The following is a 20,184-nucleotide window of genomic DNA, read 5'->3' as shown; positions in this document are numbered from 1 at the left end:
TTAAGGCATTAAGAATTTTAAGTTACTTCACTCTTTGAAACTATCATTCCTGCAATTGTTCCTACTGAAACTATTTCCTCTTTTTCATTAATCATTTTTACTTTACATTTTAATTTTCCAAATCTAAAATATATTTTTTCCGAAATTACGGTTACTTTTTCTTTAGGAAAAACAGGCTTTAAAAATTCCATTTCACTTGACGTTAAAGCAATTGAAGTACTTGAACTAAATATATCATCCAATAAAAATATCCCCAGACAAACCAATCCAATTTGGGCCATCACTTCCGTGAGAATTACTCCGGGAGTAACTGGCATATACTTGAAATGTCCTTTATAAAAATCTAGATTTTCATCAAAAGTGTAATTACCTTCTACTCCATTTTCATTGATACGGATTATTTCATCCACGAACAGAAAGGGCTCGGAATAAGGTAATTTGGATATGATTTCTTTATTTTTCATTTAAAACTGCAATAAAACTCTTTGTGCTGAAAACCCAGGTCCAAAACTCAGCATCAATCCCTTTGATCCTTTCTCTGGATTATCATCCATAATTCGTTCCAAAACATACAAAACAGTAGCACTCGACATATTTCCATAGGAACGCAAAACCTCTTTAGTATCGTTTATATTTTTACCTAAATCTGAAAATAAAGCTTCTACCGTTTGAACAATTTTTTTACCACCGGGATGAAAAATCAAATGATCTATATCTTTCATTTCTAGATTATTTTTTTCTAAAAAAGGATGAATAATATCCGGAAAATGGGAAGCTATTTTTTGTGGAACTTCAATGTCTAAAACCATTTGCAATCCTGAATTGGTAAGCTTAAACCCCATCATGTGAATGTTATCGTAAAAATGATACATTTCCTCCGCTAGAATTTCGGGTCCTTCATCGTCTTCATGGGAAGAAAGTAAAACACAAGCCGCTCCATCACCAAAAATTGCCGCACTTACTATATTTGCCATCGAAAAATCGTCTAATTGAAATGTTGCCGTCGGACTTTCTACCGCTATTACAGCAGCTCGTTTCCCAGGATTGGCCTGCAGGAAATTTTTAGCATAAATAATTCCCGAAATTCCCGCTGCACAACCCATTTCAGTTACTGGAAGTCGCACAATATCCTGACGTAATTTCAATTTATTTATTAAGTAAGCGTCCAGTGATGGAATCATAATACCGGTGCAACTTACAGTTATAATGTAATCTAAATCTTCTGGATTCCAATTGGCTTTTTCAAGTGCTTTTTCGAGGACCTTTTCGCCTAAATCAATTACTTCACGAATATAAATATCATTTCTTTCCTCAAAAGAAGTTTTTGTAAAAACCTCGATAGGATCCATGATAGAATACCGTTTGTCTACAGCTGCCCCTTCAAAAATCTTTTTTACTTTTCTTATGAAACGTTCATCTTGACCTTCGAGCCAAGCATCAAGAAATGGAATTATTTCGTCAGTATTCCGTGAATATTTGGGTAATTGTTTGCTTACCGCTTTGATTTTTACACTCATATTTTTGAAATTATCCATTGGTAACGAAAAGCCCATTTCCATTGGATTTTATAGTTTATAAAATTTAATTTTTCTGAAAAACGAACCAATTCCTCCTTTTTAAACCCTCTTAAAATAGAAACTAATCCATCTTCTCTTGACATATCATTCAATCGAAATACGAAACATAATGCCTGAAACAATCGATACGCTATGATATTTCGATGCAAGTCATTAATAACAATCCCCACTTTTGAATTGGTCTTAAAAATAGTTAAAAGCTCAATAATTTCATCTTTTTTAAAATGATGTAACGTCAATGTGCATAGCACTATATCATATTTTAATTCAGCAAAAGGTTTATCAAATATATCCTCGCATTGGTAACTTATATTTGGATAATTTTTGGATAAGTGTCGTGCATGATTGACCGTAAAATTGTTTGCATCAATACCAATTAATTGAAAGTTCAAATTATTTTTTAATCCATAATCGGCCAAGGTTCGCAACATATCACCATTCCCGCAACCCACATCTACTATTGTAATTGGCGTTGATTTAGCAACTGTCCCAATCAATTCCTGAACACCTCGTAAAGTTAGCTGGTTTCCTCCTAAGAGCTGATTGATTTGAGCGATTTTATCCAATGCATCACGTAAGACTTCTCCTTCCATGGCAAAATCGTCCATAGTTTCAGGTCTATCGGTTCTGTTTTTAGTATTTATAACCATTTATGAATTTATATTTATGGGTTTTCCATGAGTTTTTTTAATAATAATTGGTAATACAAATGGAAAATAAACTAATATTCGCAACAGTACCTTCGACATTTTTTGCTTTTGCAAAAGAAGGGCTAGTGATTGTCCCATTTTCAACCTGTTTTTGAAATTAAAATCCCATTCTTGCTTATATTTATTTTCTAACTCCGTTCTGGATTTTATCTCTTTATTACAGAACTTCTCAATTAATTCTGAAACAATTTTAGCACTATGAATAGCCATTGCCATTCCGTTTCCACATAAAGGATGAATTAATCCCGCTGTGTCTCCAATCATTAAAATATGGTTTTCGACTGTATTTTTTTTCTCAAAACAAATTTGGCTAATCGTTAATGGCTTTTCAAAAAGCAGCTTGCACTTTGATAAAATTGCTTTTAAATGTGGATTCTCAGAAACTACTTTTTCTTGATATTCATCAATGTTTTTGTAGTGCTTGAAGGTTTCATAATCAGCTAGATAGCAAATGTTGATTGTGTTATTTTCTACTTTAGACACCCCACAATAACCTCCTTTAAAATTATGCAAACCAACTAAATCATTTGGAAAATTCCCAGCATAATGGGCTTTCACGGCCAGCCAAGGAGATTTTTTCTGAATGAAATTACGATTTAATTTTTGATCGATATTTGACCTTTTACCGAAAGCACCAATTACAATCTCCGATTTTAAAATGGTCTTATCGGAAGTGGTTACGGTAAATTCTTCGGCATCAAAAACTATTGCGTCTACGGTGTCTCGAATTATTTTACAACCATTAGCAATTGCTTTCTTGTATAAATATTCATCGAGTGTATATCGACTAATTCCAAAACCTCCAAGAGGTAAAATACTTTTAATTATTTTTCCGGAAACCGTTGAAAATTCTAGATGAGTAATATGTGTTGGATGTAAACTTGAAATGTCCAAATCAAGCCAATTCAGATAGGGCAATACTTCATTTGAAATATATTCACCGCAAACTTTATGTTTTGGATATTCATTTTTTTCAATCAAAATTACTTGCAATCCATTTTTTGACAAATGTATAGCTGCAGTTAAGCCTGCTAAACCTCCACCGATAATTAGGACTTCTTTGTTTTTCATGAAAAGTAAAAATAATAAATTGTTTGATATAGTTGAGGACTAATTTAATATAAAACTTACATAATTGCTACTTTATTTGTAGCATATAATCAATCGTTTTTGTTATCATTAAATTGATTTTTTTTTAGAATCTGTAAAAGCTAAAATACTGACTTTATATTTTTATCCAAAAAAAAACTGCTTGATTACAAGCAGTTTTAATTCATTTACAATTTTCCTTCTTTTATTTCATCAATAATTTCAGGATTTAATAAAGTTGATGTGTCGCCAAGATTTGAATAATCACCTTCCACAATTTTACGCAGAATTCTACGCATAATTTTTCCAGAACGTGTTTTTGGCAACCCCGAAACAAACTGAATTTTATCCAGTTTTGCAATTGGTCCAATGTGATCGGCTATGTGCTGATTAATTTCTTTGCTAAGATTTTCTTTATTTCGATATTCTCCTGTTTCTTTTAGAATAACAAAACCATACAATGCATTTCCTTTTATATCATGAGGAAAACCGACAATCGCTGATTCTGCAACAGCTGGATGCTCATTGATTGCATCCTCAATAGGCGCTGTTCCCAGATTATGTCCTGAAACAATAACTACATCATCTACTCGGCCTGTAATTCTGTAATAGCCCACTTCATCTCTCAAAGCACCGTCTCCAGTGAAATATTTACCTGGAAATGTAGAGAAATAAGTGTCTTTATATCGTTGATGATCGCCCCAAATGGTGCGGGCAATTCCTGGCCAAGGAAATTTAATGCACAAACTTCCCACCACTTGGTTTCCTTCAATTTCATTGCGCTTTTCGTCCATTAAAACAGGTTGGATTCCCGGTAATGGTAAGGTCGCATATGTTGGTTTTGTTGGCGTTACAAAGGCAATTGGTGAAATCATAATACCACCTGTTTCAGTTTGCCACCAAGTATCAACTACTGGACATCTTTTATTTCCAACATGATCATTATACCAGTGCCAAGCTTCTTCATTAATTGGTTCGCCAACAGATCCAATCACTTTTAAAGACTTGAGCGGATATTTTTGGACATACTCCACACTTTCTTTTGCCAAAGCACGAATAGCGGTTGGTGCAGTATAAAATTGTGTAACCTTATGTTTTTCGATTACCTCCCAAAAACGACTAAAATCAGGATAAGATGGAACGCCTTCAAATATTACAGTTGTTGCTCCGTTCAATAACGGTCCATATAAAATATAAGAATGACCGGTTATCCAACCAATATCAGCGGTACACCAAAAAACATCATTTTCTTCGTAATTGAATACATTTTTGAAAGTATAAGCCGTATAAACCATGTATCCCGCAGTAGTATGTACCATTCCTTTTGGTTTTCCTGTTGAACCAGAAGTATATAGAATGAATAATGGATCTTCTGCATCCATAATTTCGGCAACATTATTATCAGAAGCTTCGTCTAAAAGTGGCTGTAGCCATTGGTCGCGTCCCGCTTTCATGGTAATTTCTGAATGTATTCTTTTGGCGACAAGCACTTTTTCTACTCTAGGGCAGTTGGTCAATGCATCGTCAATTATTCCTTTTAAATCAATAGTTTTATTTCCTCTGTATCCACCATCTGAAGTGATGACCATCTTGCAATCGCTATCATTTATTCTGGTTGCTACCGCCGATGCAGAAAAACCAGCAAAAACAACAGAATGTATGGCACCAATTCTGGCACAAGCCAAAGTAGTAATGGCTAATTCAGGGATCATTGGTAAATAAATACAAACTCGATCGCCTTTCTTTATACCTTGTTCCCGTAGTACGTTTGCCATTTTACAAACGCGTTGATGTAACTCATTATAGGTAATATGTAATGCTTTTTCATTAGGATCATTAGGCTCAAATATAATAGCTGTCTTATCCCCTCTTTTATTAAGATGTCTGTCAATACAATTTTTAGTAATATTCAATTTTGCTTCAGTAAACCATTTTATTTCGGCGTCGGCCATATTGAAATCGACAACTTTATCCCATTGCTGGTACCACGTAAAATTTTCTTCTGCTATTTTTCCCCAAAATTTTCTAGGTTCTCGAACTGATTTGTTATAGTGTTTAAAATACTGTTCTAAATTTTCAATTTTGTAATAGCTCATGTTTTAAATTTTTCATAAAAGTATCAAATCTCCCGCTATTCCTAAAATTATTTAAAATATTAATTTCTATAAAAAAACTACTATCACATAAAAAAAATAGCTTTTTAATGAATATTTGTTGTTTTTTTATTGTTTTAGAGAAAAATGTTTGAAACCAAAAAAGCGAGATAGATTTTTTCTACCCCGCCTTTTGTCTCAACAAAATTTAACAACAAATAATTTAGTAATAATGAGCCGAATTTTCTAAATATACTAACCAAAATAATTTAGACTTTATAACAAAATACTTATTACTAAAACCGCCAATTGCAATATCATTTCAAATTATTTAAAAATCAAAATGGGTAATACAATGATATTTTTCAAAAGCTTTTAGGGATTACTCCACTTAACTTTCAGGCGAACCCGAAGTTAAGTGAATGTAATATGCTTTATATCTTTTGCGTTTTTTAATAAAAGTAACTAATTCAAAATATTTTAAAAACAAGATGATATAATGCAGATCCCAACACACCCTCCTGTGTGGTAATACTTATTTTTTTACTATCCAATTTTTTTCATAGCGGTCATTGATTCTCTCAACCACGCTCCTACTTCTTCAATAGGATGTTGACGAATACTACTATTTACTGCAATAAGCACCGCGTTTTCTGCTCCATTCGATGTAGAAAAAGGTTTTCCAATTACATTAGTTTCGATTGTTTTCATGAAATCAGCCAATAACGGTTTACAGGCATGATCAAATAAATAACATCCGTATTCCGCTGTATCCGAAATAATTCTGTTCATTTCGTATAATTTTTTTCTTGCTACTGTATTAGCAATCAAAGGCAATTCATGCAATGATTCGTAATAAGCTGATTCTTCAATGATGCCCGTTTGTGTCATAGTTTCGAATGCTAACTCTACTCCTGCTTTTACCATGGCAATCATCAATACGCCATTGTCAAAATATTCCTGTTCTGATATATGAGCTGCTGTTGGTGCTGTTTTTTCAAAATTGGTTTCTGCTGTAGCCGCTCTCCAAGTCAATAAATTGATGTCATCATTGGCCCAGTCAATCATCATGTTTTTTGAAAACTCCCCAGAAATAATGTCATCCATATGTTTTTGGAATAACGGACGCATGATGTCTTTTAATTCATCAGCTAATTCGTAAGCCTCAATTTTTGCAGGATTTGAAAGACGGTCCATCATATTTGTAATTCCGCCATGTTTCAAAGCTTCCGTTACTGTTTCCCAACCGTATTGAATTAATTTTGAAGCATAAGCAGGTTCGATTCCTTTTTCAACCATTTTGTCAAAACATAAAATAGAACCGGTTTGTAACATTCCGCAAAGAATAGTTTGCTCTCCCATTAAATCCGATTTTACTTCCGCAACAAATGAAGAGTTTAAAACTCCTGCTTTGTGACCTCCAGTAGCAACCGCATACGCTTTTGCTTGCTCAAAACCTTCTCCATTTGGATTATTTTCGGGGTGAACTGCAATTAAGGTTGGTACTCCAAAACCTCTTTTATATTCTTCACGAACTTCAGAACCAGGGCATTTTGGAGCACACATAATTACAGTAATGTCTTTACGAATTTGCATTCCTTCTTCGACGATATTGAAACCGTGAGAATATGCCAATGTGGAGCCATTTTTCATTAATGGCATAATCGCTGTAACTACAGCTGTATGTTGTTTATCCGGTGTAAGGTTACAAACCAAATCAGCCGTTGGAATTAATTCTTCATAAGTTCCCACCTTGAAACCATTATCAGTAGCGTTCTTGAAAGATGCTCTTTTTTCAGCAATTGCATCAGCACGTAAAGTATAAGAAATATCTAAACCTGAATCTCTCATATTTAATCCTTGGTTCAAACCTTGAGCTCCGCAACCTACAATGACTACTTTTTTTCCTTTTAAAGCTTCGATTCCATTTTTAAATTCAGATTGATCCATGAATTCGCAAACGCCTAATTGTTCTAGTTGTAGTCTAAGTGGTAATGAATTGAAATAATTTGCCATTGTTTATTTTTTAATGATTGTAAAATTTTATACTTAATGCTAATCAAATTGCCATTCCTCCTTCGTCGGAATGACAAACTAAAGTGACTGAACACTGATTACTGTTTTAGTTCTTCTAATAAAGTTGATATTTCCATTTTTTCTTTAGAAACTGATATTCTTCCGGAACGTACAAACTGCATGATTCCGAAAGGTTTTAATTTTTCATATAATTCTTCGATTTCGGTACGTTTTCCGGACTTTGAAATCACGAAAAAGTCTCTTGAAACCGTAACTATTTCAGAGTGACTTTCTTTTATAATATTTTGAATTTGTCTTTCATCGAATAATAAGCTGGAATGTATTTTGAAAAGCGCATTTTCTAAAAAAATGGTTTCTTCATCAACGTGATAAAACGCTTTAATGACTTCGATTTGTTTTTCGATTTGGCCTACAATATTTTGCACCCATTTTTCGGTGGTATCAACCACTATTATAAATCTGGAGACATTTTCAATCTCTGATTCGGATACATTTAGACTCAAAATATTGATATGACGTTTCAGGAATATGCCAGATATTCTGTTTAATAAGCCAACGTTGTTTTCTGAATAAACAGAAATGGTGAATGTTTTATTTTCCATTTTTTTTGTTTAAAGTTTTTTTGTTTAAAGTTTAAAGTTGAGCAACTTTCTTGTTTTACTGCCAGTGTTTTCATACCAACAACTTTTAAACCTTAAACTTTAAACTATTTAAGACAAACGAATGTCTGAAACCGATGCTCCTGTTGGAATCATCGGGAATACGTTGTTCTCTTTTTCTACCATAACTTCAAGGAAATAGGATTCTTTTGAAGCCATCATTTCGGCAACAGCTGCATCTAAATCTTCTCGTTTAGTAACTTTTTTTGCTTTAATGTAATACCCCTCGGCAATAGCGGTAAAGTTTGGATTTATCATTTCAGTAGAAGCATATCTTTTGTCAAAAAACAATTGTTGCCATTGACGCACCATTCCTAAAAACTCGTTGTTGAGTACTACAATTTTCAAAGGAATTTTGGTTTGAAAAATAGTTCCCAATTCCTGAATTGTCATTTGAAAACCACCGTCACCAATAATAGCAACCACTTCACGTTCTGGCATTCCCATTTTGGCACCAATTGCAGCAGGCAAAGCAAATCCCATGGTTCCTAAACCTCCTGAAGTCACATTACTTTTTGTCGAATTGAATTTAGCATACCTACAAGCAAACATTTGATGTTGTCCCACATCCGAAACCATTATCGCGTCACCTTTAGAATGTTTGTTAATCATTTCAATAGTTTCTCCCATCGAAATTCCTTTGTTATTGGTAGGTTTTAATTCCTCATTGATAACAGATTCCAATTCAATTTTATATAATTCTTTGAATTCGTTGTGCCAAGATTCATGAGTTTTACTTTCGATAAGAGGAAGTAAAGCAGTCAGTGATTCTTTTACATCGGCCAAAACTGCAACGGTAGTCTTTACATTTTTGTCTATTTCAGATGGATCAATTTCAAAGTGAATCACTTTGGCTTGTTTGGCATAAGTAGCCAAATTTCCTGTAACACGATCATCGAAACGCATTCCGAGTGCAATCAAAACATCGCATTCATTGGTCAATACATTTGGACCATAATTGCCATGCATACCTAACATTCCTACGTTTAATGGATGATCTGTAGGTAGCGCAGAAAGTCCTAAAATTGTCCAGGCCGCTGGAATTCCTGACTTTTCAACCAACGATTTTAATTGTTCTTCGGCTTCGCCAAGGATAATTCCCTGACCAAAAATAATATATGGTTTTTTGGCATTATTGATTAATTCCGCTGCTTCCTTAACTTTTTCAAGATTTAAAGTCGGTTTTGGATTGTAACTTCTAATGCTGGTACATTTTTTATAGCTGAATTCGATTTCGTCAAACTGAGCATTTTTTGTAATATCAATTAATACCGGACCCGGACGCCCCGATCTCGCAATATAAAAAGCTTTAGCCATGATCTCAGGGATTTCATGCGCTTCGGTAATTTGATAATTCCATTTGGTTACCGGAGTCGAAATTCCAATAATATCTGTTTCCTGAAAAGCATCTGAACCCAATAAATGCTTACCAACCTGACCTGTAATACAAACCATTGGAGTAGAATCAATTTGAGCATCGGCAATTCCAGTAACTAAATTTGTTGCTCCAGGACCTGAAGTAGCTATCGCGACACCCACTTTTCCTGTTGCTCTTGCAAACCCTTGAGCCGCATGCGTTGCCCCTTGCTCGTGACGGACTAAAACGTGATGCAATTGATCTTTAAATTTATATAATTCGTCATAGACCGGCATGATTGCTCCGCCTGGATAACCATAAACCAGGTCTACTCCTTCTTCTAATAAGCATCGAATAACGGCCTCTGCGCCTGATATTTTATTTGTTCCCATGGGTACGTTTATTATTTTTTAATTTGAAATAGCAATTATAAATCTCATTTTAAAAATGCTATGAATTTTTCAAATTTTTTTTTTGATAAATTATTTATCAGTTACGCAACCTGTTGAGGCGCTTGAAACTGATCTTATATACTTTAACAATACTCCTTTATTCACTTTTAATGCTGGTTGAATCCATTCTGACTTTCTGGTTGCGAATTCTTCATCCGATATTTTCAGGTTAATGGTATTGTTTACAGCATCAATTGTAATAATATCTCCATTCTTGACCAGTGCAATTCCACCACCGTCAAAGGCTTCAGGAGTAATATGTCCCACTACAAAACCGTGCGAACCACCAGAAAATCTTCCATCTGTAATAAGAGCCACTGATTTTCCTAGTCCAGCACCCATAATTGCAGAAGTTGGTTTAAGCATTTCTGGCATTCCTGGTCCTCCTTTAGGGCCACAATACCTTATGACGACGACATTTCCGGGTTTTACGTTTCCGTTTCTGACCCCTGTGATGACATCAAATTCATTTTCGAAAACTATCGCTTCACCTTCAAAAAAATCTCCTTCGTTACCGCTCATTTTTGCAACGCAACCTTCTTCAGCAAGATTTCCGTACAATATTTGTATGTTTCCAGTGGCTTTCAAGGCTTTTTGGATTTCATGAATTACGTCTTGTCCATCATTTAAATCAGGAAACGCGGATAAGTTTTCTGCTATTGTTTTTCCTGTAACAGTCAAACAATCTCCATGAAGCAATCCCACTTTTAATAAATATTTCATGACAGCTGGAACACCACCAACTTCATGTAAGTCTTCCATTAAATATTTACCACTTGGTTTCAAATCCGCAAGCAAAGGTGTTTTATCACTAATAGCTTGAAAATCATCTAAAGTAATTTCGATATCAACTGAATGCGCCATCGCAATTAAATGCATTACTGCATTTGTAGAACCTCCAAGAACAGCAACTATAGTAATCGCATTTTCAAATGCTTTACGAGTCATAATATCTTTTGGTTTTATATCTTTTTCCAATAATATTCTGATGGCTTTTCCGGCATCAATACATTCTTGTTTTTTTTCGTCACTCAAAGCAGGATTAGAAGAACTGTAAGGCAAGCTCATTCCTAAAGCTTCAATTGCTGATGACATCGTATTTGCAGTGTACATTCCACCACAAGCACCTGCACCGGGACAAGCATTTTTTATAACACCTTTAAAATCTTCAGGAGTAATCGTATTACTGAATTTTTTTCCTAAAGCTTCAAAAGCCGAAACAATATTCAATTTTTCATTTTTCCAACGCCCTGAGTGAATTGAACCTCCGTAAACCATTATTGAAGGGCGATTTAATCTTCCCATTGCAATTACAGATCCAGGCATATTTTTATCACAACCAGGAATTGCAATTAATCCATCATACCATTGCGCTCCCATTACCGTTTCGATTGAATCGGCAATTACGTCACGCGAAACCAAAGAATAACGCATTCCATCCGTTCCATTCGAAATACCGTCACTAACCCCTATTGTATTAAAAATCAGCCCGACTAAATCGGCATCCCAAACTCCTTTTTTGACCTCTTTGGCTAAATCATTTAAATGCATATTACAAGTATTTCCATCATAACCCATACTTACAATTCCAACTTGTGCTTTCTTCAAATCGTCTTCAGTTAAACCAATTCCGTATAGCATCGCTTGTGCTGCAGGCTGCGTTTCGTCTTGAGTTATGGTCTTGCTATATTTATTTAATTCCATTATTTGTTAATTTGTGTATGTATTTTTGTTAGAACTGAGAAATTACGTTTCTCTTAAACAATTGTTGATTGTCCTATTTTGATATTATCAATTTTAAAGTATAAGTCATCTTTATTTAAAATAAAATTTGAAATAAAATCTCCAACTTCATTGGTTCCAAATTTTGAATCCGAGTTTAAATCAACTGTTACTGCACTATATTCGATAGCGATTTCTACCGCTTCATGTACTTTTTTAGCTTCTTTATGAAGTCCAAAATGTTCTAATAATAGTGCCGCTGATAATATGGAAGCAATAGGATTAGCTGTATTTTTTCCAGCAGCTTGCGGGTAAGAACCATGAATAGGTTCGAAAAGTGCGTTTGTTTTCCCGAAAGATGCAGAAGCTAATAATCCTATAGATCCTGTAATTACACTCGCTTCATCAGATAAGATATCCCCAAATAAATTCTCGGTTAAAATCACATCAAATTGTCTTGGATTAAGAATAATTTGCATCGCGGCATTATCAACAAAAAGAAAATCTAAAGCTACATCTGGATACCCTTCACTTACTTTTTTGACTACTTTTCGCCATAATCTAGAAGTTTCAAGCACATTGGCTTTATCGACCATAGTTACTTTTTTTCGTCTGTTTTGAGCGCTTTTAAATGCTAAATGAGTAATTCTGGTAATTTCTTCCTCTGAATATTCGCATAAATCAGAGGCTACAGTTTCGGTCTCGTTCAATTTTTTTTCACCAAAATATACACCACCAGTTAGCTCTCTAAAAATAATAAAATCAACACCTTCGATTATTTCTTTTTTCAATGGAGAAGAATTCAATAATGCTGAATATGGTTTTATAGGTCTAATATTGGCATAAAGACCCAACTCTTTTCTTAATTTTAATAAACCCTGCTCTGGACGTAACTTTGACTCCGGATTAGTATCGTATTTTAAAGCACCAATGGCACCAAATAAAACGGCATCGGTGTTGCGACAAAGATTCAGGGTTTGTTCTGGAAGTGGATTCCCAGTTTTTTCAAATGCAATAGCTCCAACAAAGGCATCTTCAAAAACAAACTCATGGTCATAAACTAAACCAATTGCATATAATGCTTTCTTTGCCTGTAAGATTACTTCTGGTCCTATTCCATCGCCTGCTAGTACTGCTATTTTTAAGTTCATGGGCTATATTTTTTTAATTGGATGCTACATTTTTTTTAAATTCTGAAACCAGTATTAACTTCTAATTAATTCACTTTGTATTTTACAGACTTCAATAATTTGATGAATATCATCATCCAATACTTCTTTTTTGATATCTGCGAATCTTAAAAACTCTCCATAGACAATATCCAATTGCACTTTTGTAAGTTCATAACCCACCTTTTTTGCTCTGTAAGCCAATGCCGCTCTACCGCTTCTGGCTGTAAGGACTATTGACGACTCATTGACACCAACGTCCAAAGGGTCCATAATTTCATAAGTGGATCTGTTTTTTATAACACCATCCTGATGAATTCCTGAGCTGTGTGCAAAAGCATTAGCCCCTACAATCGCTTTATTAGGTTGCACTATCATTCCCATACTTTCGGAAACCAATCGACTCATTTCGTTCAATTGTTTCGAATCAATATCAGTATATAAATTTAAGTAAGGATGTTGTTTGAAAATCATCACTACCTCCTCAAGTGCTGTATTTCCAGCTCTTTCCCCTATACCATTAATCGTACATTCTATTTGTCTGGCTCCGTTTACTGCACCTGAAATGGAATTGGCAGTAGCCATCCCTAAATCATTATGACAATGACAAGAAAGAATTACATTTTCTATTCCCTTTACGTTTTCTCTTAGATATTTTATTTTTGCTCCGTATTCTTCAGGCAAGCAATAGCCAGTCGTATCAGGAATATTTAGTACCGTAGCACCTGATTTTATTGCTTCTTCGCATACTTTTGCCAAGAAATCATTATCGGTTCTACCTGCATCTTCTGCATAAAATTCTACATCTTCTACATAAGATTTAGCATGTGATACAGCAAATTTTGCTCTGGCAATAACGTCTTCTCTAGTTGTGTTTAATTTGTGTATAATATGAGAATTTGAAGTCCCAATACCAGTATGAATACGGGGTCTTTTGGCATATTTTAAAGCGGCTGCAGCAACATCAATATCATTTTTCACTGCTCTAGTCAAACCACAAACTGTGGCATTTTTTACAATCTTGCTTATTTCTGTAACAGACAAAAAGTCTCCAGGACTAGAAACAGGAAATCCAGCTTCGATAATGTCAACGCCCATCTCGTCTAATCTATTTGCTATAACAAGCTTTTGATTGGTATCCAATTTACATCCTGGGACTTGTTCCCCGTCACGTAAAGTGGTATCAAAAATTTGGACTTTCTCTCTATTCATTTTCATTTATTTAATGTAATTTCACATCTTCATAACAAAAATAGATTTCAACACTTTAAATATAAAATTCATTTTAACCAAATATACTGCTTATAAAGCAATCAATAAGAGCATAATCTCTTTATTTGCAGTGTGTTACACTTCTTTATTTTACAATGGCTAACCATCAAAAAGATTTTTTATTTGTATTAATAAAATCCCTTTCAAAGTCTGAAAAGAGACAATTTAAGATTTTTGCAAGTAGACTGGAGACCAGTTCAAATACAAAATTCATCGAATTATTCAACATTTTAGACAAGTCGGAAGTGTATGATGAGAAACTTATTTTGAAAAGTGGTATTATAAAAAAAGTGCAATTATCCAACCTTAAGTCGTATTTATATAAACAAATATTAGTCAGTATCCGGTTGAATATTCCCAGTCAAAATATTCGGTATCAATTGCGGGAACAAATTGATTTTGCCGCTATTTTATACAACAAAGGTTTATACAAGCAAAGTTTAAAAATCTTGGATAAAACAAAAATTTCAGCTTTAGAAAATGACGAAAAACTGATGGCTTACGAAATTGTAGAATTTGAAAAGCTTATTGAATCACAATACATCACCCGAAGTATTCAAGGTCGTGCCGATGAATTAGTTGTTCAAGCCAAAGAGTTAAACTATCGCAATACAATTTCCAGTAAATTATCCAATTTATCCTTGCAATTGTATGGGATAATGCTGAAAACAGGTTATGTAAAAAGTGACGAAGAGTACAAATACATTGATGATTATTTCCACAAACACATTGCCAAATTAGATGAGAAAAAATTTGGTTTTCGAGAGAAATATTGGTTTTACAATGCTAATCTTTGGCGTAGTTTTTTAGTTCAGGACTTTTTAGGAAGTTACAAATATGCGTATAAATGGGTCACTCTTTTTTATGATAATCCAAGTATGATTTATCTAAATCCAGTATTCTTTTTAAAAGGGAATCATTATTTACTGGAGTCTTTATTCATGCTTAAATACAAATCAAAATTCAAAAAATATTTGTTGTTATTAGAAGAAACAATTCACGATCCGAGGTTTCCAATAAATGACAATATTGCTTCGTTATCGTTCTTATATTTGTATAATAATAAACTGAATTATCATATTCTGGAAGGTACTTTTGCTGAAAGTGAATATCTAATTCCAGAAATTTTAAATAAATTAAAATTACATAGTGAGCATCTTGATGAACATCACGAAATGTTGTTTTACTACAAAATAGCTTCTATCTATTTTGGTAACGAAAAATACGTTGAATCGATATTCTATTTAGAGAAAATCATAAACAACAAAAATCTTTCCATGCGGGAAGATTTAATGTGTTTTGCACGATTACTAAGTTTAATTGCTCATTATGAATTGGGCAACGATTATTATTTAGAAAATCAACTGAAAAACACGTATAAATTCTTGCTGAAAATGAACGATTTGCATGAAGTGCAAAAAGAGATCATCAAGTTTTTGAAAAACTTAAACTCTATTTATCCCGGAGATATCAAAAAGGAGTTTATAAAAATGAGGGCACGTTTTGTCGAATTAGAAAAAAACACTTACGAAAAAAGGGCGTTCCTTTATCTCGATATTATTTCATGGTTAGAAAGCAAAATCCAAAACCGAAAAATAAGTGATATTATCAAAGAAAAAGCAAAATTGAGTAATCGATAAACAAAAAAATTATAAACTCTAGCTATCTTTTTTATAGTAACATTCCAAGACTGTTATTAAAATAAGCATCTATTTTTTGTCATTGATTTTATTTTTGGAATTAAAATAAAAACTATCAGAATACTATTTTATTATTACCTTTATAAAAACATTTAAAATCAATAAATATGAATGGATTTTTCAAAACATTAATTGCAGGTTACGGGGCAAAAAAGCTAGGTGGTGGTTGCTTTGGAACAATTATACTATTCATAATTATCTACTGGATATTAGGTCGTTTTTAGGTTGTAAAATTCTAAAAACGACCTAAATAAATTGATATCGATAGTTAGTGTTATAACATTTCTTGCAAAGCCTTTTCAAATCTGCCTTTTGGCAAATATTGATCTTCCAAGGCTTTTGCAAAAGGAATTGGACTATCTAAACTCGCTACATGCTTAAACGGCGCGTCAAGATATTCGAAACAATTTTCCATAATCACCGCCTAAATATTACTCCTTAAACCAAATATACTATGAGTCAACTTTTTTATTAAAAAATATACTATTAGTATATCAAGTTGTTAAATTTTGTAATTTTGAATTAAATAGGTACTTATGCCAAAATTGTATGAATATTTAGGAATTCTTTTTTATTTTTATTCAAATGAACATGAACCAATTCATGTGCATGCAAAAAAAGCGGAATTTGAAAGTAAAGCAGAATTTTACATCGTTAACGGGATTATTTCTGAAATTAAAATTGTTGGTGTAAAAGGAAAAAAACCTCTTATTGGGAATGAACTTAAAAATTTTCAATCTTTCTTAGGACAATATGCTTCTGAAATTGTGGTAAAATGGATTGATTATTTTGTATATCACAAAGAAATTCCATTTGAAAAAATTACAAAAAAAATAAAATGAAAATAGCAGTTAATTATAGCAATCAAAGTGAAACAGAAGCAATAAATGTTGTTGCTGCGACTTATGTTAATGGTTACGTTATTAAAGTAACCTTTACCGATGCGTCAGAAAAAAACGTTGATTTTGAACTCTTTTTATCAAAATCACAACATCCTTCCATTTCAAAATATTTAGATTTAAATAATTTCAAAAACTTCACTATTGTATATGGAAATTTAAATTGGAATGATTATGATATGATTTTCCCCATTTGGGATTTATATGAAGGTAAAATAAGTTAAAAAATTTTCTACTAATAGTACGATGAATAAAAAACACGAATTTCAAAAATTACACTAATTAGTTTGTGTTAATTCATGAAATTCGTAATTAATTTAGGAAACCGATTCCTTACTTAGTAAGCCATAATTTCCAATAATTCCTTTTCAAATCTTCCTTTCGGCAAATATTGATCTTCCAACGCCTTTGTAAAAGGAATTGGACTGTCTAAACTTGCAACACGCTTAACAGGCGCATCAAGATATTCGAAACAGTTTTCCATAATCATCGCCGAAATATCACTGGCCAAACCACCAAACATACTGTCTTCCTGATAAATAATCACTCTTCCTGTTTTCTTTACCGATGCAAAAATAGCTTCGGTATCCAAAGGCTGCAAGGTTCTTAAATCCAATAAATCAGCTGAAATCGCTGGGTTTTTAGCCAAAGTATCTAATGCCCAATGTACTGCTGATCCAAACGAAATAATAGTGATATCGGTTCCTTCTTTCAATAAAGCGGCTTTTCCTAATGGAATAGTATAATACTCTTTTGGCACATCTTGGTAAACACTTCTGTACAATTGCTTGTGCTCAAAGAACATCACAGGATTTGGATCGTTGATGGATGTATTTAATAAACCTTTGGCATCATATGGAAATGCAGGGTAAACCACCTTCAAACCTGGTGTTTTGGTAAACCAAGCTTCATTAGTTTGGGAGTGAAAAGGTCCTGCTTGAGTTCCGCCACCGCAAGGCATACGAACCACAACATCGGCATTTTCCAGCCAACGGTAATGTGATTTGGCCAACAAATTCACAATTGGATTGAATCCGGTCGAAACGAAATCGGCAAACTGCATTTCTACAATGGCTTTGTATCCGTTGATAGACAATCCCATTCCTGCCGAAACTACTGCGCTCTCGCAAATCGGCGTATTGATCACACGTTCTTTACCAAACTGTGCTACAAAACCATCAGTGATTTTGAAAGCACCACCGTATTCAGCGATGTCCTGACCCATAATTACTGAATTTGGGTGTCGTTCCATCGATTCACGCAAACTGTTTGAAATGGCATCAATAAAACGAATATTCTCTTTTTCGGAAGATGGATTAACCGCCTCAAATTGATAGGGTTTATACACATCATTTAATTCTTCGCTGTAAGAAGCTTCGATTTCTGGTTCTGCATTGGCAAGAGCCAAACTATCGTCTATTTCCTTTTTGATTTCACTTCTTAAAGCCGAATCGAATTCTTCGGAAAGGATTCCATTTTCAGATAAAAATTTTCTATAATTATCAACAGGATCTTTAATCGCCCATAGGTCCATTAATTCCTGTGGAACATATTTTGTCCCACTCGCTTCTTCGTGTCCACGCATTCTAAAGGTTTTGAATTCCAATAAAACGGGACGCGGTTTTTCAATCATCGAAGCTTTCAATTCTGATAAAAGATTAAATACTTCAAGAATATTATTTCCGTCTATAATGTGACTTTCTATTCCGTAACCTATCCCTTTATCGGCGAGATTTTCACAACGATATTGCTCATTGGTGGGAGTTGATAAACCGTAACCATTATTTTCGATTACAAACATCACAGGTAATTCCCAAACCGAGGCAATATTCAATGCTTCATGAAAATCCCCTTCACTGGTAGCTCCTTCACCGGTAAATACTGCTGTTATTTTACCATTCTTTTTGAGTTTATTGGCTAAAGCAATTCCGTCAGCCACACCTAATTGCGGACCAAGATGCGAAATCATTCCAATAATCTTGTATTGTTGGGTTCCAAAGTGAAAACTTCGATCACGACCTTTGGTAAAACCATTGGCTTTTCCTTGCCATTGTGAAAAAAGACGGTACAAAGGAATATTTCTCCCTGTAAAAACGCCAAGATTTCTGTGCATTGGCAGTATGTATTCATCAGTATCTAAAACTGCCGTAACTCCAACAGATATAGCCTCTTGACCAATTCCTGAAAACCATTTTGATACTTTTCCTTGGCGAATAAGTATCAACATTTTTTCTTCTATTAATCTTGGTTTTAATATTCTTTTATATAAATCTAATAATTGGTCGTTGCTAAGATTTTTTCTGTCAAAGGTCATTTTCTTTCTTTTTAATGTGGTTCAAAGATAAAAAAATATAACAGTTTTGATTTAATTTGTTATATTTTTTTATTTTAATGATGAATTTTAAAATTTGGAATTAAAATTATTCTTTATCTTTGTATCTGCAAGATTTATACCTTGTAATTTTAAAAAATATTTAAAGTATGCAAAACATTCCTAGTGTTGACTTGCGTGATTTCCTTTCGGACGACCCGAAACGTAAACAAAAATTTGTAAATGAAATCGGAAGTGCATTTGAAGATATTGGCTTCGTAGCACTCAAAGGGCATTTTTTAGACGACCAACTGGTTGATGAATTGTACGGCGAAATTAGAAAATTTTTCGCTTTACCATTAGAAACAAAACACAACTATGAGATTCCTGGAATTGGCGGACAAAGAGGTTATGTTTCTTTTGGAACTGAACATGCCAAAGGCCGAAAAGAGGGAGATTTAAAAGAATTTTGGCATTTTGGACAATATGTATCCAAAGATTCAAAATACGCTTCAGAATACCCTGAAAATGTTGAAGTAAAAGAATTACCTCGTTTTAATGTTGTGGGTAAAGAAGCTTATCAAATGCTAGAAAAAACAGGCGTTTATGTTCTGAGAGCTTTAGCAATTCACCTTGGTTTAGATGAATTTTATTTTGATAATTATGCGAAAGACGGAAATTCAATTCTAAGACCTATTCATTATCCACCTATTACCTCAGAACCTGCTAATGCAATTCGTGCCGCAGCGCATGGCGATATCAATTTGATTACCTTATTGATGGGAGCTCAAGGAAAAGGTTTACAAGTGCAAAACCACGATGGAGAATGGATTGATGCAATCGCTGAGCCGGATGAATTAGTAATTAATGTGGGTGACATGTTATCTCGCCACACGAATAACAAATTGAAATCTACCATTCATCAAGTGGTGAATCCACCAAGAGAATTGTGGGGAACTTCACGTTATTCTATTCCGTTTTTTATGCACCCGGTAAGTGATATGCCATTAAATTGTTTAGAAAACTGCATTGATGCAGAAAACCCTAAACAGTTCGAAGACATTACCGCTGGAGAATATTTATACGAACGTTTAGTAGATTTAGGGCTTATTAAAAAATAATAGCCCCCTAGTCCCC

Annotated in this window: 17 protein-coding genes; 4 read left to right on the top strand and 13 right to left on the bottom strand. The window is 33.7% G+C overall.

Features of this window, described 5'->3' with window-relative positions; translation table 11 throughout:
* Positions 1 to 17: 17 nt before the first annotated feature.
* The 11 genes from H4V97_RS02215 to H4V97_RS02165 all read right to left on the bottom strand — a co-directional run bounded on the left by H4V97_RS02215 (position 18) and on the right by H4V97_RS02165 (position 14,077).
* Positions 18 to 464: a 3-hydroxyacyl-ACP dehydratase FabZ family protein gene (locus H4V97_RS02215; protein WP_196850769.1), complete on the bottom strand. Its 447-nt coding sequence runs from the start codon at positions 462 to 464 to the stop codon at positions 18 to 20.
* Entirely contained in the window at positions 465 to 1,517 is a 1,053-nt protein-coding gene (locus H4V97_RS02210; RefSeq protein WP_196850841.1) for a type III polyketide synthase, read from the bottom strand.
* Positions 1,514 to 2,227, bottom strand: coding sequence for a methyltransferase domain-containing protein (locus H4V97_RS02205; RefSeq protein WP_196850768.1), 714 nt, complete (start codon positions 2,225 to 2,227; stop codon positions 1,514 to 1,516). Before H4V97_RS02205 ends, H4V97_RS02210 begins: the two co-directional genes overlap by 4 nt.
* Positions 2,228 to 3,358 carry an NAD(P)/FAD-dependent oxidoreductase gene (locus H4V97_RS02200; RefSeq protein ID WP_196850767.1) on the bottom strand — a complete coding sequence of 377 codons (1,131 nt, stop codon included), beginning with the start codon at positions 3,356 to 3,358 and terminating at the stop codon, positions 2,228 to 2,230.
* Positions 3,359 to 3,564: 206 nt separating this feature from the next.
* The gene (acs, locus tag H4V97_RS02195; protein WP_196850766.1) at positions 3,565 to 5,472 is read right to left on the bottom strand and encodes an acetate--CoA ligase; all 1,908 of its coding nucleotides are present in this window, start codon (positions 5,470 to 5,472) and stop codon (positions 3,565 to 3,567) included.
* A 543-nt stretch (positions 5,473 to 6,015) separates the two neighbouring features.
* Positions 6,016 to 7,485: a ketol-acid reductoisomerase gene (ilvC, locus tag H4V97_RS02190; RefSeq protein WP_209548778.1), complete on the bottom strand. Its 1,470-nt coding sequence runs from the start codon at positions 7,483 to 7,485 to the stop codon at positions 6,016 to 6,018.
* Positions 7,486 to 7,583: 98 nt separating this feature from the next.
* A complete protein-coding gene (gene ilvN, locus H4V97_RS02185; RefSeq protein ID WP_209548777.1) occupies positions 7,584 to 8,108 on the bottom strand; it encodes an acetolactate synthase small subunit in 525 nt (174 codons plus the stop codon).
* A gap of 108 nt (positions 8,109 to 8,216) precedes the next feature.
* A complete protein-coding gene (gene ilvB, locus H4V97_RS02180; RefSeq protein WP_196850763.1) occupies positions 8,217 to 9,914 on the bottom strand; it encodes a biosynthetic-type acetolactate synthase large subunit in 1,698 nt (565 codons plus the stop codon).
* 90 nt (positions 9,915 to 10,004) lie between these two features.
* Positions 10,005 to 11,678, bottom strand: a complete 1,674-nt coding sequence (ilvD, locus tag H4V97_RS02175) for a dihydroxy-acid dehydratase (RefSeq protein WP_196850762.1) — start codon at positions 11,676 to 11,678, stop codon at positions 10,005 to 10,007.
* Between the two features lie 53 nt (positions 11,679 to 11,731).
* The gene (gene leuB, locus H4V97_RS02170) at positions 11,732 to 12,847 is read right to left on the bottom strand and encodes a 3-isopropylmalate dehydrogenase (protein WP_196850761.1); all 1,116 of its coding nucleotides are present in this window, start codon (positions 12,845 to 12,847) and stop codon (positions 11,732 to 11,734) included.
* A 54-nt stretch (positions 12,848 to 12,901) separates the two neighbouring features.
* Entirely contained in the window at positions 12,902 to 14,077 is a 1,176-nt protein-coding gene (locus tag H4V97_RS02165; protein ID WP_196850760.1) for a 2-isopropylmalate synthase, read from the bottom strand.
* 155 nt (positions 14,078 to 14,232) lie between these two features.
* Between H4V97_RS02165 and H4V97_RS02160 the strand changes: the two genes are divergently transcribed.
* The gene (locus H4V97_RS02160; RefSeq protein ID WP_196850759.1) at positions 14,233 to 15,777 is read left to right on the top strand and encodes a hypothetical protein; all 1,545 of its coding nucleotides are present in this window, start codon (positions 14,233 to 14,235) and stop codon (positions 15,775 to 15,777) included.
* A 334-nt stretch (positions 15,778 to 16,111) separates the two neighbouring features.
* On the opposite strand, the gene H4V97_RS02155 is transcribed toward H4V97_RS02160, so the two are convergent.
* Positions 16,112 to 16,252: a hypothetical protein gene (locus H4V97_RS02155; protein ID WP_209548776.1), complete on the bottom strand. Its 141-nt coding sequence runs from the start codon at positions 16,250 to 16,252 to the stop codon at positions 16,112 to 16,114.
* Positions 16,253 to 16,373: 121 nt separating this feature from the next.
* On the opposite strand from H4V97_RS02155, the gene H4V97_RS02150 reads away from it, so the two are divergent.
* Entirely contained in the window at positions 16,374 to 16,679 is a 306-nt protein-coding gene (locus H4V97_RS02150; protein WP_209548775.1) for a DUF4160 domain-containing protein, read from the top strand.
* Positions 16,676 to 16,960 carry a DUF2442 domain-containing protein gene (locus H4V97_RS02145; RefSeq protein ID WP_196850757.1) on the top strand — a complete coding sequence of 95 codons (285 nt, stop codon included), beginning with the start codon at positions 16,676 to 16,678 and terminating at the stop codon, positions 16,958 to 16,960. Before H4V97_RS02150 ends, H4V97_RS02145 begins: the two co-directional genes overlap by 4 nt.
* A gap of 113 nt (positions 16,961 to 17,073) precedes the next feature.
* Here the strand turns inward: H4V97_RS02145 and H4V97_RS02140 are convergent, their stop codons facing one another.
* Positions 17,074 to 19,050 carry a thiamine pyrophosphate-dependent enzyme gene (locus H4V97_RS02140; protein WP_209548774.1) on the bottom strand — a complete coding sequence of 659 codons (1,977 nt, stop codon included), beginning with the start codon at positions 19,048 to 19,050 and terminating at the stop codon, positions 17,074 to 17,076.
* Between the two features lie 167 nt (positions 19,051 to 19,217).
* On the opposite strand from H4V97_RS02140, the gene H4V97_RS02135 reads away from it, so the two are divergent.
* Positions 19,218 to 20,168: an isopenicillin N synthase family dioxygenase gene (locus H4V97_RS02135; protein ID WP_209548773.1), complete on the top strand. Its 951-nt coding sequence runs from the start codon at positions 19,218 to 19,220 to the stop codon at positions 20,166 to 20,168.
* Positions 20,169 to 20,184 lie beyond the last annotated feature (16 nt).

This window comes from Flavobacterium sp. CG_23.5 (genome assembly GCF_017875765.1).
In the GTDB taxonomy this organism is placed as follows: domain Bacteria; phylum Bacteroidota; class Bacteroidia; order Flavobacteriales; family Flavobacteriaceae; genus Flavobacterium.
Note: the sequence above shows the minus strand (reverse complement) of the source record. Positions and strands in the feature narration are given on the sequence as shown.

Bases quoted from the DNA above. Each gene is read 5' to 3' on its own strand.
- H4V97_RS02215 (WP_196850769.1), bottom strand. From the start codon at position 464: ATGAAAAATAAAGAAATCATATCCAAATTACCTTATTCCGAGCCCTTT.
- H4V97_RS02155 (WP_209548776.1), bottom strand. From the start codon at position 16,252: ATGGAAAATTGTTTCGAATATCTTGACGCGCCGTTTAAGCATGTAGCG.
- ilvD (WP_196850762.1), bottom strand. From the start codon at position 11,678: ATGGAATTAAATAAATATAGCAAGACCATAACTCAAGACGAAACGCAG.
- H4V97_RS02205 (WP_196850768.1), bottom strand. From the start codon at position 2,227: ATGGTTATAAATACTAAAAACAGAACCGATAGACCTGAAACTATGGAC.
- ilvN (WP_209548777.1), bottom strand. From the start codon at position 8,108: ATGGAAAATAAAACATTCACCATTTCTGTTTATTCAGAAAACAACGTT.
- leuB (WP_196850761.1), bottom strand. From the start codon at position 12,847: ATGAACTTAAAAATAGCAGTACTAGCAGGCGATGGAATAGGACCAGAA.
- H4V97_RS02160 (WP_196850759.1), top strand. From the start codon at position 14,233: ATGGCTAACCATCAAAAAGATTTTTTATTTGTATTAATAAAATCCCTT.
- H4V97_RS02145 (WP_196850757.1), top strand. From the start codon at position 16,676: ATGAAAATAGCAGTTAATTATAGCAATCAAAGTGAAACAGAAGCAATA.
- H4V97_RS02200 (WP_196850767.1), bottom strand. From the start codon at position 3,358: ATGAAAAACAAAGAAGTCCTAATTATCGGTGGAGGTTTAGCAGGCTTA.
- acs (WP_196850766.1), bottom strand. From the start codon at position 5,472: ATGAGCTATTACAAAATTGAAAATTTAGAACAGTATTTTAAACACTAT.
- H4V97_RS02165 (WP_196850760.1), bottom strand. From the start codon at position 14,077: ATGAATAGAGAGAAAGTCCAAATTTTTGATACCACTTTACGTGACGGG.
- H4V97_RS02140 (WP_209548774.1), bottom strand. From the start codon at position 19,050: ATGACCTTTGACAGAAAAAATCTTAGCAACGACCAATTATTAGATTTA.
- H4V97_RS02210 (WP_196850841.1), bottom strand. From the start codon at position 1,517: ATGAGTGTAAAAATCAAAGCGGTAAGCAAACAATTACCCAAATATTCA.
- H4V97_RS02135 (WP_209548773.1), top strand. From the start codon at position 19,218: ATGCAAAACATTCCTAGTGTTGACTTGCGTGATTTCCTTTCGGACGAC.
- ilvC (WP_209548778.1), bottom strand. From the start codon at position 7,485: ATGGCAAATTATTTCAATTCATTACCACTTAGACTACAACTAGAACAA.
- H4V97_RS02150 (WP_209548775.1), top strand. From the start codon at position 16,374: ATGCCAAAATTGTATGAATATTTAGGAATTCTTTTTTATTTTTATTCA.
- ilvB (WP_196850763.1), bottom strand. From the start codon at position 9,914: ATGGGAACAAATAAAATATCAGGCGCAGAGGCCGTTATTCGATGCTTA.